Raw genomic sequence first — 14,639 nt, forward strand, 5'->3', positions numbered from 1 at the left:
CTAATCTATGAAATTTTCAAAGAACTTGCTCAGATGCTAAACATAGCATCTGACATTGAGTAGGTTTGCTGTGGCAAACCACTTAATCGTCAGTATAGAGTACCTCATTCAAAAAGATGAACAAAAGCGTTTGGAAGAAAGCCATAAGGTGAAAAACCACTTAAAGTTTAGGGCCTAGGCTATAGTTGTTTTGTTCCCTGCAGATGGACTAGTCAACTACTTCTGTCCCAGTCCCGGATTTCAAGCCCGCCAAATCCGCAATCACCGCCCGCTTCGCCCCCGCCTGCACCGCCCGGAAGGCGTTATCTAATTTAGGCACCATGCCGTCTACGATCACACCCTCTGCCCGGTAGGCAGCGTAGCTGTCTGGATTTAAGGACGGGATGAGGGATGCCGGGTCTTTGATATCTCGCATCACGCCGGGCTGCTCAAAGCAGTACTGCAATTCCACCTCGTAATCGGGCGCCAGCCCAACCGCAAGGGAAGCGGCAATGGTGTCCGCATTCGTGTTGAGCAGTTGCCCCTGCCCATCGTGGGTGATGGCACAGCAGACGGGGACTAAGCCGGCCTCCAACAGGGCCCGTAGCTGCTCCGCCTGCACACTGATCACGTCCCCTGCATAGCCGTAATCCACAGCGCCGCCCCGCCGCTTTTCCGAAAGGATAATATTCGCATCCGCCCCGCTCAGCCCGATGGCCGGGCAGCCGAGGGCTTGCAGCTGGGCGACGGTACGCTTGTTTTCCAGGCCAGCATATACCATCGTCACCACCTCAAGCGTGGCCTCATCGGTAAGGCGGCGGCCTTCGTGCATGCGCGGAGTGATGCCCAGGGCTTTACTGACTTGGCTGGCGCGCCGCCCACCGCCGTGTACCAGGATTTTATGCCCTGGTAGCTCATGGAAGTAGCGCAGGCAGTCGCTGAGGGCTTCGGGCTGCTGTAGCAGGGCCCCGCCGATTTTTAGGATGGTGAGTGTGGGCATGTTATTGGCTTTTCAGCAATTCTTTAATCGCCGCCATCGCCGCCCAGGTCCGGTTATTACTCTGCTCGAGATGCAGGGAGCGCGGACTGTCGATCACGGCGTCTGCAACTACCACATTGCGGCGTACCGGCAGGCAGTGCATAAAGCGGCCGTCATTGGTCACCGCCATTTTTTCCGGGCTGATCATCCAGTTGGCATCCTGGTTTTGCGCTTGCCCGTAGGCATGATAGGGCGACCAGTTTTTGACGTATACAAAGTCGGCTCCTTCCAATGCCTTTTTTTGATCGTAGATGACCGGGGTATCGCCCACGAATTCCGGAGCCAGCTCGTAGCCTTCGGGGTGGGTCAGGCAGAGGTCCACATCGGCTACCTGCATCCATTCGAGGAAAGAATTGGCGACCGCCTGTGGCAAAGCTTTGGGGTGAGGCGCCCAGCTCAATACGACCTTAGGGCGGTGGGCCGGGCGGTGCTCAGCTATTGTCACCCAGTCAGCCAGGGACTGCAGCGGGTGACGGATAGCCGATTCCAGGCTGAGGACCGGCACTTTCGCATGTGTTTTGAACTGCTCCAGTATAAAATCCTGATAATCGCGCTCGCGGTCTGTCAGGCTGGGGAAGGTGCGCACACCGATAATATCCGCGTACTGACTGATGACACCCGCCGCTTCCTTCACATGTTCTGCCTTATCGGCATTCATAATGGCCCCATCTTCAAATTCGAGCTGCCAGCCCTGACCGGCGTTGTGCACCATCACCTGCATGCCGAGGCGGAGCCCGGCTTTCTGCGTGCTCAGCCGGGTGCGGAGACTGGGGTTGAAAAACAAGAGGACCATCGTCTTGTGCTGCCCAATGGAAAGCAGGTCTTCCGGCGGGCTTTGCTTGAGCTCCAGGGCATTTTGAACCAGCGCTGCCGGGTCCGCTACATCGTGTACGGAAGTGAAATGCTGCATAAGGTTTAGAATTGAGAAGGTTTGAGCCGCAGGCCAGCCGCTTCGTCCAGCCCAAACAGCAGGTTCATATTTTGTACCGCCTGCCCGGATGCGCCCTTGAGCAGGTTGTCGATCATACTGACGATGAGAAGCTTGCCTTCATGCCAGTCGAGGTAAACGATGCCTTTGTTGGTGTTCACCACCTGCTTGAGGTCCGGATTGGTGGGCGAACAGAATACAAAGGGGGAATCCGTGTAAAACTCCTCGAACAGCTCCGTGGCTTTTTCAGCTTTCAGGTCCGTATACAGGTAGGCACTTGCGTAAATACCCCTGGGGAAATTGCCCCGCAGCGGCAGGAAGTTGATGTCCATATCAAAATCAGGCTGCAACATGCGTACGCTCTGCCCAATTTCCTGTAGATGCTGATGCCGGAAGGCTTTGTAGATGGAGATATTGTTGTTGCGCCAGCTGAAGTGGGTGGTGGCGGAAGGCGCCTGCCCTGCCCCGGTGGAACCCGTAACGGCGTGCACGTGCACATGGTCTTCCAGCAGCCCGTTTTTAGCCAGAGGCAGCAGCGCCAGCTGAATCGCCGTGGCAAAGCAGCCCGGGTTGGCAATACGCGTAGCCGAGCGGATGCGGTCGCGCTGCAGCTCGGGCAGGCCGTATACAAAATCATGGTCTTCGTTTTCCGCCCGGAAGTCCGTGCTCAGGTCAATGATGCGGACCTCCTCCGGCACTTCATTTTCCGAAAGGAAGCTGGCCGAGCGGCCGTGCCCCATGCAGAGGAAGAGCACATCCACACTGCCATAGTCTGCTTCGGCCTGAAAATGGAGGTAAGTCTCGCCCAGCAGGCTGGTATGCAATGCAGTGACCGGTTGGCCTGCCTGACTATTACTTTGTACCCAGGCGATTTCAACATCCGGATGATTGATAAGAATACGGAGCAGTTCTCCGGCCGTGTAGCCCGCTCCGCCTACAATACCTGCGTTAATCATCTTTTGATGCATTTTGCTGTACGAAATGGTGGATTTTTAGGTTGGTCGACAGGATTTTGGTGAAGCCTTTGACATCCTCCCCGCTCCAGGCCTTGTTCATCTCCCCGTACTGCCCAAAGCCGCTGTTCATCAGGTCGTAACCTGACTGAATACCAATGAGCTCAAAGCGGTAGGGGTGCAGTTTGACGGTAACGCTACCAGTCACTGTCGCCTGTGTTTCAGTCAGGAAGGTTTCGATATTGCGCATCACCGGCTCCAGCAGTTGCCCCTCGTGCAACAGCATGCCGTACCAATTAGCCAGTTGCTCTTTCCAGTACTGCTGCCACTTGGTAAGCGTGTGCTTTTCCAGCAAATGGTGCGCTTTGATGATAATGAGCGGTGCTGCCGCTTCAAAACCCACCCGCCCCTTGATGCCGATGATGGTATCGCCCACGTGCATATCGCGGCCGATGGCGTAGGGGGCTGCCAATTCCTGCAGTGCTTGTATGGCTTCCAGCGGGTGGGAGAAGGTATGGCCATTGAGCCCGGTAAGCTCTCCTTTGTTGAAGTGGAGGGTAGCCTCCTGTGGCTCTGTTTGCTTAAGTGGGCTAGGGTAGGCCTCTTCCGGCAAGGTTTGGTGGGAAGTCAGGGTTTCCGCGCCGCCTACACTTGTGCCCCATACGCCCTGATTGATGGAGTATTTGGCTTTTTCCCAGGGCCAGTCGATGCCATGCTTTTTCAGGTAGTCGATTTCTTCCTGCCGGGACAGTTGCCTATCGCGGATGGGCGTGATGACTTGCAGGTTGTTGCCCAGCACCTCGAAGACCAGGTCAAAACGGACCTGATCATTACCAGCGCCGGTACTGCCGTGGGCTACGGCATCTGCGCCCAGGCTATTGGCATATTTTACCGTCTCCAGCGCCTGAAACATCCGCTCCGCACTTACGCTCAGCGGGTAGGTGTTGTTGCGGAGCACGTTGCCGTAAATGAGGTAGCGCAGGCATTGGTCGTAGTAGGTGGGCAGGGCGTCTACAGCTTTATAGGATGCCGCGCCCAGCTGTAGGGCTTTCCTTTCCAGCGCTTTGAGCTCCTCGGAGGAGAATCCGCCGGTATTTACCGTGAGAGCATGCACTTCCATGCCTTTATCGGCGGTCAGGTGTTTTACGCAAAAAGAAGTATCGAGGCCGCCGCTGTAGGCGAGGACCACTTTAGGTGGTTGGCTCATATTTATTGAAGGGTTTAACGTTGGTTGACAATCATGTCGCTCCTATCGTAGGCCATGGCATCTGCCTCCTCTTTGGAAGGCGCGAGCATGGCTGTGCACAGGCACATCCGGCGCTGATTGCGGTCGAGGATATCATAGTTGGGGCAAGACTTGCAGCCGGCCCAGAAGGCCTCATCCTGTGTCAGTTCAGAGAAAGTGACCGGCCGGTAGCCCAGGTCGGAGTTGATACGCATGACGGCCATGCTCGTGGTGATACCGAATAGTTTGGCCTGCGGGTACTTGTTGCGCGAAAGCTCGAAAGCTTTGGCTTTGATTTGCCGGGCCAGGCCGTGCTGCCGGTACTGCGGGAAGACGATGAGGCCCGAATTAGCGACGTAGCGCTCGTGGCTCCATACTTCTATGTAGCAAAAGCCGGCTACCTTACCGTCCTGAAGGGCGATAATGGCGTTGCCATTCTGGATTTTAGTACGGATGTACTCGGGCTGTCGCTGAGCGATACCGGTACCACGGGCGCGGGCAGACTCAGCGTACTCGCGGCAGATTTCTTCAGCATAAGCCTCGTGAGCAGCGTCCGCTATTTGGATATCAAACTTCATGTGTCAAATTGATGCATTTAACATTTGGTACAGAGACCAAATGGTATTCAGATTGATGAATGCAAAACATGGTTTTATTTTCAGCAGGGAAAAGGAAAGGGTAAGCAAAGCTACACCCCGGACGGGTTATATGTTAAGTATACGCCCCTATGGGCGACGTGGGAAGCGTCGACGAGCACCTGCCGGGAATGTCCGCAGGAATAATGGTGAAGTGATAATATTTGCTACGTCGTGTTGCATTTAGACATGCAATCTATAGGAGATTTCAAGAAAATGCAAAATTTGCCCGGAAAAAATTAAAATTTGCCCTTTTGTGATCTAGTGCATTGAAGGAAAACAGCCAAAGCCAGAGATTTGCAGCAAAAAATGAGTCAAAAGGCACCCTTGATTACCCGAGATGTTTTGGCCATAGAGCGCACAAGACTGGCCAATGAGCGCACTTTTCTGGCCTACTTTCGAACTGCCGTCGTTTTTCTAAGTGCAGGATTTGCTATACTTGAGATGTCCGCCCTGGAGGAAATCCGGCCTCTTGGCTGGTTCCTCCTATGTCTATCCCCATTAATTCTGGCCGTAGGTATCGGTCGCTTAGTTTACATCCGCGCGCACATCAAAAAATACTATCAGTTGTGACAGTGCAGTTGCTTTTTACCGGCACAACCACTATATTTGAGGTACCAAACTACTTTTTAAGGAACAAAAACCTCCGTAGCTGAAGGGCTGCGGGGGTTTTGTTTTTTAATCTTCAGCCCAAAACTCAGGGATTATCACGTACCTGAGAAAAGGAAAAAGCCACACCCGGCAACTCCGGATGCAGCTTTTTTCTGGGCAAGTCAGTCAGATTGTGATTTCAGTGCTCTATTTCTCAACGTATTTTTTAGGCAGCTCGCCGGAAGCACTCACCCACTCCTGTAGTGCATAAGCAAATCCTCGGCCGGAGTGTTCTACCTTAGCCAAAAGGCCTTTCTTATTAGCTAGTTTGTGGAGGCTGGCATTCAGCTTAGTCTTGATCTGTGCAGCGCCCAGCTTTATGGAAGGTTCTGCCACTCCTATTTTCGTCAGTTCAGCAGTGGTCAATACTTTGCCTTTTTCATTGAGGCTTTTCAATACAAAATCATCCCATTCTGACAGGCGGTAGCCCGGGACATCCTCATTGGCAGGCGTCTCTTTTGCCGTTTGGCTCGCCTTGTCTTTAGCGGCCTTAGGCTTGGTTTCTGTCGTTGCTTTCTTTTTGCTTTTGGAGCCAGGCGGGCGCCCAGGGCCCTTTCCTTTTCCTTTTGTCTTGCCTGCCGCAGGTTTTGTGGCCTTTTTCTCTGTGGTTTTCTTATTCTTGGCACCCTTTGGACGACCGCGCCCTTTGGTCTTTGGAGCCGCTTTCTGCTCTTGCTCCTTTGCTTTTTCAGGAGTGGCCTCTACCTGAGGTACTTCCACGGTGGCTGTTGAAATTTCCAGGCCGAGCGCTCTTTCTGCTTCAGATAAGTAACCTTCCAGTTCGCTGACCATAGATTGCGTCCTCACCACCTGATATTGCAATTTTCTAAGGTCAGAAGTATACTTATTGATTAGATCCCTTAGTTCCAAAGGGGATAACTTTTTAAAATCCATTTTCTGTTATTTTTTTATTTCGTTCTCAATTAAAATGCAAAACTAATTAAAACGTTTAATTTACTGCCTTTTTTCTATTAAATTTCAAAATAGATAAAATAAGAGCGATAATCAACAATGAAGCAATGGCAGGCATTCTAAGTATTGATTTTAACATTGAAGCCTTATTTGTCCTTCCTGAATTTTAAAGATATAACCTATCCTACGTTGTATCATTATCCTGACAGCACCTCAAAAAATGGGCAGACTATGTTTATACTGACGATTAAGTGGTTTGCCATAGCAAACCTACTCAATGCTTGCCCGTGTCTCCTCACTTGTGGGCTTTGGCCACCGGAGACTATACTTAAAGGCAGGAGGGTCAGCATTTACACTGAGAAGTGGCTTGCGCCTGTCCTGACAAGCTACGCTTCGTCAGTGGCCGATGTCGCAAACCACTTCGTATTGCGTATAAAGTTTATCCCAACCACAAATCGAGTGCCCGGTTAAGCTGTTGAGGCTAAGCAGACCGCTCAACTGCCCAATCATCAGGCAGATAAAGGGTATTTCAAACCTCTCCATCTTATAGTCATCCAGCGTTTATCGAAAAAAATGGAGAATTTAACGGACATGGTGTAAGATTGGGGCATCACAAGGCGTTAACAGCCTGTTGTTCAAACCAAAACACCCGACCACTATGTCAAAGGTTAAGCAATTCCTACTGTATTGTTCCGGAGCAGATACGGCCATTCTCGAAAAGTGCCCCACAGATGAAAACAAGTTTATCGGCATCGGCGGTACGGTCCTTTTCACTGGCTTACTGGCATTTTTCTCTGCCGGCTATGCCGTGTATACTGTTTTTGACAATTATTTCTTTGCTTTCGTATTTGGCCTGATTTGGGGGCTGATGATCTTCAACCTTGATAGGTACATCGTAGCCAGCATGAAAAAGCGCGGAACATTCTGGAAGGACTTCGCAATTGCCTTTCCCCGCCTGCTGATGGCGGTATTGCTTGCGCTGGTCATTTCTAAGCCTCTGGAGCTAAAAATCTTCGAAAAGGAGATAAACGCCGAATTGCTGGTGATGGAACAAGAGGTCTTTAAAGACCAGGAGGCTACCATACAGGATCGCTACCAGTCGTCTATCCAAGCCCACCTCGACCGCATACAGGGGCTGCAAACCGAAATCAACACTCAGGCCGCCATACGTGACACACTCGCCCTGATGGCCCTAAAAGAAGCAGATGGCACTGGTGGGTCGGGCAACAAAAACCTCGGCCCTATTTACCGTGCTAAAAAGGCAGATGCCGATAAAGCGGAAGCCGAACTGCAAACCATTAAAATGCGTGCCCTCCCGTTAATCGCTGAGCAGGAGGCCGCAGTAACCGAGCTGGACAGCATGATGAAAGCAGACATCGCCGGGCTGGAGCGGGGCGCTTACGGAGGCATGGCGGCTCGCATGGAAGCGCTGCACCGGCTGGGCTCGGAAAGCGATGCGATTTACTGGGCCAGCATTTTTATCATGCTACTTTTCATAGCAGTCGAAACGGCACCAATTTTTGTCAAGCTCATTTCACCGCGCAGCCCCTACGACTACCTGCTGTACAACTATGAGCATGAGTTTGAGATGGACAACCTCGAAAAGGTAAGCCTCCGGAACAATGCCATCAAAAATAAGGTGCGGTTCGATACCGAAACCAGCCTGTACCGGACTCAGCAAGAGATCAAAATAGAAAAAGAGCTGACCAATACCTATCTGCGCCGCAAAAAAGAAGCGATTGAGCAGACCCCTGTGGAGTGGGAGCGCCCACCGTTCCTCCGGGAAGCAAGCTAGGCGTTCGCCCAATAGCATTAACCCAGGGCCTGTAGCCCTTTCAGTTCCGCTTCCGGCAAAGCCTCGAGCACTTCCTTGCCGTGCCGATACCCTTCGTCCCGAATGTGCTCATAGGCTTTCCAGGAGGCAAACCCAAATTTCTGCACCTTGGGATTGAAGTGGATGTCGAGGTACTGAATGGTCTCTTTGCGCCGGGCGGTACTGTACAAGAGCGAGGACTTGGTGATGATGCTGGTCATGGAAGGCATTTTGTACTTTCTTTTCTTCCTTCGGAATTTATCCCGCAGCAGCTCCCATGAAGTCGGAGTTTCATCAAAGTCCAGGGTATAATTTTTATCGGATAGAAAATCTACGCCAATAACAGAGCCCGCGCCCATCTTGCGCATCACGTCTACCGGGAAGTTATTGAAGTTGCCCCCGTCAACCAGGAGGTCATCCCCTAATGGGACAGGTGGGAAAACGCCAGGCACAGCTCCTGAGGCCGTAAGCAGTTTCACGGCCGAACCACGCGTGAAGACTTCCTCCCGGGCTTTGCTCAGGTTGCTCACCACCACGTGCAGCGGAATCCAGGAATCAGCCAGGTCAACGTCCGGATGGCCCGTCAGGCATTCAATAGCCCGGCTGATCATGTCCCGGAACCGCTTCCCTTTAATCAGGGAGACCAGTGGAAGCACATTCAGGTCTTTGGTCGGGTTGTAGGCTGCGGCTCCTTTCAGGCATTTATCGGTCTGCTCATAATTCGTATCAAAAGAAATCACTGCTGCCAGCATCGCTCCCGCACTCGTTCCGCCTACGATATCGACTGGCACACCCTTTTCCAGAAGGGCCCGGTATACCCCGATATGTGCAAAACCCTTAGCGCCTCCGCCTGCCAGGGTCAGCCCTATGGCATTGCCACACAAACTCCGCACCAGGCGGGGTAGGTCCCGCTGGTTATCCTGACGGATGTGAAAGTGACGGTGCAGCCACGGGCGCTGATCGAGCCATTTTACAGTTCCTCTCGGAAAGGGCGCGCCTGCCGGATGTTGCAGCACCAGTATCTTGGGGGCCATTCCAGAAGCGAGGGTCGTTTCCAGCTGTTCTTCCATAGGGGTCAGGTCAGGGCCGGCAGTGAAGGGGGCCCAGATCAAGACCTGATCAGCCTGCCGCATGCAGCGGCGGATCCAGCCTGTCTGTTCCGGTTGACCGGAAAAAAGGAGAAAGTCGTGTGCAGATTCTTGTTCCTCCAGCCAGTGGCTCAGGCGTTCTGAGGCCAGGTCAGGGGTGGCATTATCTGCTATTCCAAATTTTTCATGTACATCGGCTTCTGTTAGGACCTTGACGCTACCGATTTCCTGAAGGGCTTCCTGCAGTTGCTGGAAATACTTCGTGAAGTCCTCATTCTGATCCTGAGCGAGCAACAGCAGCGTCGCCGGTCGTTTGACCTGATGCTGCCCGGCATCATCTCTGCGCAGCCGCTTGATGATGCGCTTGGTAATGCGATGCCCTAACTTTGGAAAGTGCTGAAGGGCCTGAAAGTAAGCCTGGGCAGAGATTTTGATCAGGACACTGTCCCGTATCGCCATCACACCAGCCATACGGGGCTCCTCGGAATGAACGGCGATTTCTCCCACGACCTCTCCCCGGGCCACCTCGCCCAATACTTCAGAGGGGTTTCCTTCTCCGGCAGACCGGCGCAGCGCAAGCAACCGCCCCCGCACCAAAAAGTAAACGGCATCACCCTGATCACCTTCCTCAAAAAGATAATCGCTGCCGTGCAGCTTCACCCATTGGATGTGAGGCAAAAGAAAATCGAGCAGCGCTTCATCGAATTCACCGAATATTTCACCCAGGCCTTTGTGCAGCAGGTGAGTATCGTCCTTTTTTGTTGCAGAAAACATAAACCATCAATTTTAGTCACACGCAATCCATGTTATATTCCCCGGAGTATGGCACTACAGGAAAAGTCTTGCCTGCACCGCTCTGGCACAGACAGCTCCGACTTTTTAAGGGGAAATTGGTCTGACAAAAATCGATTAGACCCTGAAGGGAAAGCATTGTTGCCGCGTTTCCAGGTCTCCAAGGCGCTTTAACGCAGCCACAATATAATTGTTTTTGGGTAAACACCGAAACACGATGCCTCCTGAATTCCCCATCCCTCTCTGCTAGGAAATCAACAGTAAAGGTTAAAAACTCACCCTGATTTTTACTTCCAACCCCGGCTGGAAGTATCTTTGGCAGGAATAATCAAAGCAAAACGTATGGATTTAAGTCAGGCTGCTGTCCAGGTTTTACGGCAGGCGGAATATTGCCTGCCCCACCTGGCCTCCCGGCAATATACCGAACAACCGCAACTGTTGCAGGGGAGCTCCGTGGGGCAGCATACCCGCCATTTCATTGAGTTTTTTGAATGCCTGATTGAGCAAAGCCAGCAACCTGCAGGAGAAATTGACTACAGCAAACGACGACGCTCGCCCGAAATAGAAACCCAACCTGATAAGGCCCTTCTAAGGATCGAGGCGGTCTGCAAACAACTTTCACAGCTGGAAGCACCTCAACCGCTCCGGCTCCAATGCAATGACCTGCAAAAGATTGTGGCTTCCAGCACCATAGCCACTAACCTGGAACGGGAGCTGGTTTACAATATCGAGCATACCATCCACCACCTCGCCATTATCAAAATTGGCCTTGCCTTGGTAGCGCCTGAGCTAGTGATCCCGGAAACATTTGGCACCGCTCCCTCAACGATGGCTTTCAGGGCATTGCAGTAACTACCCGACTTTTGCCGGGCAACAGCTCCCACTGCCAAACTTTGTCCGGCATTTAAAGGCTAATTTGCTTATATTGATGCCGTATCGGCTAGCTTCAACGCTCCACGTCAATATACTAAGCCGTTGATGCGTAAAAAAGTAAGACTAGCCTAAGCAAATGCACAACCTTTATGTCACAAAGCCTGCCTATTCCACCTAATGAGGAAGAACGCCTGAGGGCACTGGCGTCCTACCAGATCATGGACACCCTTGCTGAAGAAGAGTTCGATAACCTGACCCGCATTGCTTCCCACATTTTCGACGCACCGATCGCACTGATCACCCTACTGGATGACAAGCGACAATGGTTCAAGTCCAAAATAGGCCTCGAAGTAGAGGGTACACCCCGGGAAATTTCCTTTTGCCAGTACGCCATAGTGGATGGAGAGACCCTTATCGTCAACGATGCACACGAAGATGAACGCTTTGAGGACAATCCGCTCGTAATCGGTGACCCCAATATCCGGTTTTATGCCGGGCACCCCATCACCAATGAGCAGGGGCACAGCCTGGGCACCCTTTGTGTGATTGACGATAAGCCCCGCTCCGTCACTGCAGAACAAATCGAATTGCTCAAGGGGCTTGCAGAAACCGCTATGAGCCTGATAGCGTGCAGAAGGGTCAACTACCGCCTAGAAATCTATAAACGCTTCTTTGATGAATCTCTGAACCTGATGTGCATCGTGGATATGCAGGGCATCTGCAAAGAGGTTAACCCCTTTTTCATGAGAAAGCTGGGCTGGGAACAGGGCGAACTCCTTTCCAAGCCACTCATGGACTTTTTCCACCCGGATGATCAGGAGCGAGCTCATACACAGCTGGCAAAACTCAACGAGGGCGAGCCCGCCGTAGAGTTTGAAAACCGCCTGCGCAAAAAAGATGGGTCTTACATTTGGGTACAATGGAACTGCCAGCCTGATCCTGCCGCCGGGCAAATGTTTGCCATTGCCTACGACATTACGCCACTAAAAGAAAAAAACGCCGCTCTTCACGAGGCCATCCACCACAAGGACATCTTCCTTTCCAATATGAGCCATGAGATCAGAACACCGATGAACGCGATCATTGGGTTTTCGGACTTGATGGAGCGAACTGAACTCGGGCCCACTCAACGGGAATACCTGGACGCCATCTCCGTGGCTGGCAATAACCTGCTGGCGATCATAAACGATATCCTTGACCTCTCCAAAATTGAGGCCGGCAAAATTGACTTGGAATCCAAGCCGCTGGAGCTAAAAAAGGTCATACAAGATGCCATCAAGCTTAGCCAGTCCAAGGCTGAAGAAAAAGGGCTCCGCCTGAGGGCTAGCCTGGACATGAACGCACCGGAATACATCATGGGCGACCCTACCCGCCTGCACCAGATTCTGGTCAACCTCATTTCTAATGCCGTTAAGTTTACCAATCAGGGCGGTGTAACGGTAGAAGTGGAGGTTCGGGACCGGGATGAAGAGCACGCGGATCTATGTTTTAAAGTCACAGATACCGGCATTGGTATTTCTGAGGAAGACCAGGAGCGCATCTTCAACCGGTTTGAGCAGGCCCGGCAGCCTAAGGAAGTACTCTTTGGAGGCACCGGGCTTGGCCTTAGCATCGTGAAGATGCTGGTAGAATTGCATGGTGGCCGCGTTGAGTTGGAAAGCCAGCCCGGTCAGGGGACGACATTCTCCTGCTACCTGCGCTTGCCGCTCGCCCAATCTCCTGAAAAACCTAAAGCAACAGATGTGGATACCAACTCAACCTTGAAGCTTTCCGGCGTACGGATATTACTGGCTGAAGATAATAAGCTCAATCAGAAACTCGGCTCGTTTGCCCTGAAAAACAACGGTGCCATCGTGGAATTTGCGGAAGACGGCGAAGCTGCCGTCGAAATGGCCCAAAAGCAGGCCTATGACATTATACTGATGGACCTGCAGATGCCAAAAATGAACGGCTATGAAGCGACCAAACAAATAAGAAAAACGGTGGAGGCTGAGACGCCTATCATTGCCTGCACAGCGCACTCCCTCGTTGGAGAACGAATGAAATGTATTGAAGCGGGGATGAACGATTACATCTCGAAGCCATATACCGAAGCTATCCTTGTGGAGGCTATTCAGAAAGCCCTTGATGAACGTTGACACCGAGGTGTTATCCCAGGATATGAGACGGGATAGACAACAACGGCATGTTGCAGTGGTACGACATTTCCTTCGCGTGGCTGTACCGGAGCAGTTCCTGGAAGAAGTTGCGCTTATGCGTGACCATCACCAGCACGTCTACCGAATGGGTCTCCATATACTTGGTCAGCCCTTCCCGGATATCTGTACTCTCGATTACCTCAAAGGTTGTATTTTCGTAAGGGACTAATTTATCCTTAAACTGATCCATTTCGTGCCGGTAATCTTCGGCGTGGGATAGGTCTACATTGACGCAGTGGATTTTAGCGTTGAAGGGCTGGCAAATCTCCACTACCTTTTGGAAAGCCTCTACTTCCTCATCCTGATAGTTCACAGCAAAGGCGATATCATCGATCTCTCCGTCAAACACTGCCTTTTCCGGAATAGCAAGCACCGGGCAATTGGCATTCTCCAGTACTTCTCCGGCCACACTGCCCATGAAAATCTCTTTCAACCCCCGCGCACCAGTCGTGCCCATCACAATCATTTCCACGCCTTCCTCTTTGGCCACCTGCAATATGGTTTCCACAGTGCGGCCAGGCTTGAGCAGGTGCTGTACGCTGAGGGCTTCAAAACCTTCCCGCTGCTGTATATCACGCAACACCGGGATCGAGTCCTTGAAATTCTCAAACTCATCCAGGTCATAGCTTTCGTAAAACTCGGAAAGGGTATGCGGCAAGCCTCCGCCTCTGACCTCTGGCTTTTGGTAAACGTTTAGGGTAATCAGCTCGGCTTCCACATTTTTAGCGATGTGCAAGGCGTAAATAAAGGCACGCTCTGCTGCCGCAGAAAGGTCGGTCGGAAAAAGGATCTTTTTCATGGTAAGTTGGTTTCTTTTGCTTAGAGCTCAACCAGGAAACCCGGACATGGCCCTTTAGGACAACATATAGAAGTATGAACCGAAAATTAGTGAATTTCGGAAAGTTGAATGCGATAAATGTGGGAATTTTTCAGATTATACGCTTAACAAAGTGGTTTGCGACATCGGAGCAGGCCACTTTCCAGCGTTTATGCCGACCTGTCTGCCGAAGTACCGACACGCAGGCAGGCATCAAGTCGGTTTGCTGTGGCAAACCACTTTATCGTCGGTATACTTCAAATCTTCAGCAACGACTTGAGCTCTTCTACTTCTAGTACCTGCCCGCTTGCCACCACCTGCCCGCCGATTTGCAGCGCAGGAATAGCTGTGATGCCCAGGTCCATCATCTCCTGAATATCAGAAACTTCCTCTATTCTCACCTCCAGGCCCAACTCTTTAGCGGCCCTTTGCATGTTGGCATGCAGATTGCGCGAAAGGTTGCAACCAAGCCCAAAAAGTCGTACTTCTGTATTAGTCATGGCGTTCAATTTGCCTGAGCAGGTAAATTCATGGAATTCGTAAGTAAACCGGTCCGCAGTACGTAAATGAATTCCGTACAGCTTATTTCACGGTTCAAAATTGCAGTAATACCTTTGTTATTCTATTGACATTTGTCAGCCCCCTTTCTGATTTTTCTCAAAAAAGGGGCTACCTTGAGGTATACTGTCAACGTTACCATAAATAAATTACTTGCCGATTAGTTCTGGTTTATGGA

13 protein-coding genes are annotated in these 14,639 nt (G+C 51.6%); 4 read left to right on the plus strand and 9 right to left on the minus strand.

The features are described from left to right. Positions 1-208: 208 nt before the first annotated feature. The 5 genes from argB to MRY86_RS22835 are packed head-to-tail and all read right to left on the minus strand — an operon-like array spanning position 209 to position 4,702. Positions 209-979, minus strand: a complete 771-nt coding sequence (gene argB / locus MRY86_RS22815) for an acetylglutamate kinase (RefSeq protein ID WP_293568286.1) — start codon at positions 977-979, stop codon at positions 209-211. Between the two features lies 1 nt (position 980). Beyond that, positions 981-1,928 (minus strand): N-acetylornithine carbamoyltransferase, encoded by a 948-nt coding sequence (locus tag MRY86_RS22820; protein WP_293568284.1) that lies wholly within the window; start codon positions 1,926-1,928, stop codon positions 981-983. Positions 1,929-1,933: 5 nt separating this feature from the next. Then, on the minus strand, positions 1,934-2,902 hold the full coding sequence (argC, locus tag MRY86_RS22825; RefSeq protein ID WP_293568282.1) for an N-acetyl-gamma-glutamyl-phosphate reductase: 969 nt from the start codon (positions 2,900-2,902) through the stop codon (positions 1,934-1,936). Continuing rightward, positions 2,895-4,106: an argininosuccinate synthase domain-containing protein gene (locus tag MRY86_RS22830; protein WP_293568280.1), complete on the minus strand. Its 1,212-nt coding sequence runs from the start codon at positions 4,104-4,106 to the stop codon at positions 2,895-2,897. Before MRY86_RS22830 ends, argC begins: the two co-directional genes overlap by 8 nt. A 14-nt stretch (positions 4,107-4,120) precedes the next feature. Next, positions 4,121-4,702, minus strand: coding sequence for a GNAT family N-acetyltransferase (locus tag MRY86_RS22835; RefSeq protein WP_293568278.1), 582 nt, complete (start codon positions 4,700-4,702; stop codon positions 4,121-4,123). A gap of 366 nt (positions 4,703-5,068) precedes the next feature. On the opposite strand from MRY86_RS22835, the gene MRY86_RS22840 reads away from it, so the two are divergent. Next, positions 5,069-5,332: a DUF202 domain-containing protein gene (locus MRY86_RS22840; protein WP_293568276.1), complete on the plus strand. Its 264-nt coding sequence runs from the start codon at positions 5,069-5,071 to the stop codon at positions 5,330-5,332. 225 nt (positions 5,333-5,557) lie between these two features. Here the strand turns inward: MRY86_RS22840 and MRY86_RS22845 are convergent, their stop codons facing one another. After that, positions 5,558-6,304 (minus strand): hypothetical protein, encoded by a 747-nt coding sequence (locus MRY86_RS22845; protein WP_293568274.1) that lies wholly within the window; start codon positions 6,302-6,304, stop codon positions 5,558-5,560. 676 nt (positions 6,305-6,980) lie between these two features. On the opposite strand from MRY86_RS22845, the gene MRY86_RS22850 reads away from it, so the two are divergent. Continuing rightward, positions 6,981-8,117, plus strand: coding sequence for a DUF4407 domain-containing protein (locus MRY86_RS22850; protein ID WP_293568272.1), 1,137 nt, complete (start codon positions 6,981-6,983; stop codon positions 8,115-8,117). Between the two features lie 17 nt (positions 8,118-8,134). On the opposite strand, the gene MRY86_RS22855 is transcribed toward MRY86_RS22850, so the two are convergent. Further along, positions 8,135-9,997 carry a patatin-like phospholipase family protein gene (locus tag MRY86_RS22855; protein WP_293568270.1) on the minus strand — a complete coding sequence of 621 codons (1,863 nt, stop codon included), beginning with the start codon at positions 9,995-9,997 and terminating at the stop codon, positions 8,135-8,137. 360 nt (positions 9,998-10,357) lie between these two features. On the opposite strand from MRY86_RS22855, the gene MRY86_RS22860 reads away from it, so the two are divergent. Both MRY86_RS22860 and MRY86_RS22865 read left to right on the plus strand, forming a co-directional pair. After that, complete coding sequence (locus tag MRY86_RS22860; RefSeq protein WP_293568268.1) at positions 10,358-10,867, plus strand: hypothetical protein; 510 nt, start codon at positions 10,358-10,360, stop codon at positions 10,865-10,867. 170 nt (positions 10,868-11,037) lie between these two features. Then, on the plus strand, positions 11,038-13,026 hold the full coding sequence (locus MRY86_RS22865; RefSeq protein WP_293568267.1) for an ATP-binding protein: 1,989 nt from the start codon (positions 11,038-11,040) through the stop codon (positions 13,024-13,026). Positions 13,027-13,036: 10 nt separating this feature from the next. Here the strand turns inward: MRY86_RS22865 and MRY86_RS22870 are convergent, their stop codons facing one another. Both MRY86_RS22870 and MRY86_RS22875 read right to left on the minus strand, forming a co-directional pair. After that, a complete protein-coding gene (locus MRY86_RS22870; protein ID WP_293568265.1) occupies positions 13,037-13,885 on the minus strand; it encodes a universal stress protein in 849 nt (282 codons plus the stop codon). A gap of 275 nt (positions 13,886-14,160) precedes the next feature. Next, entirely contained in the window at positions 14,161-14,403 is a 243-nt protein-coding gene (locus MRY86_RS22875) for a thioredoxin family protein (protein WP_293568263.1), read from the minus strand. Positions 14,404-14,639 lie beyond the last annotated feature (236 nt).

Origin of the sequence: Phaeodactylibacter sp. (assembly GCF_022763345.1) — a bacterium.
Taxonomy (GTDB): Bacteria; Bacteroidota; Bacteroidia; order Chitinophagales; family Saprospiraceae; genus Phaeodactylibacter.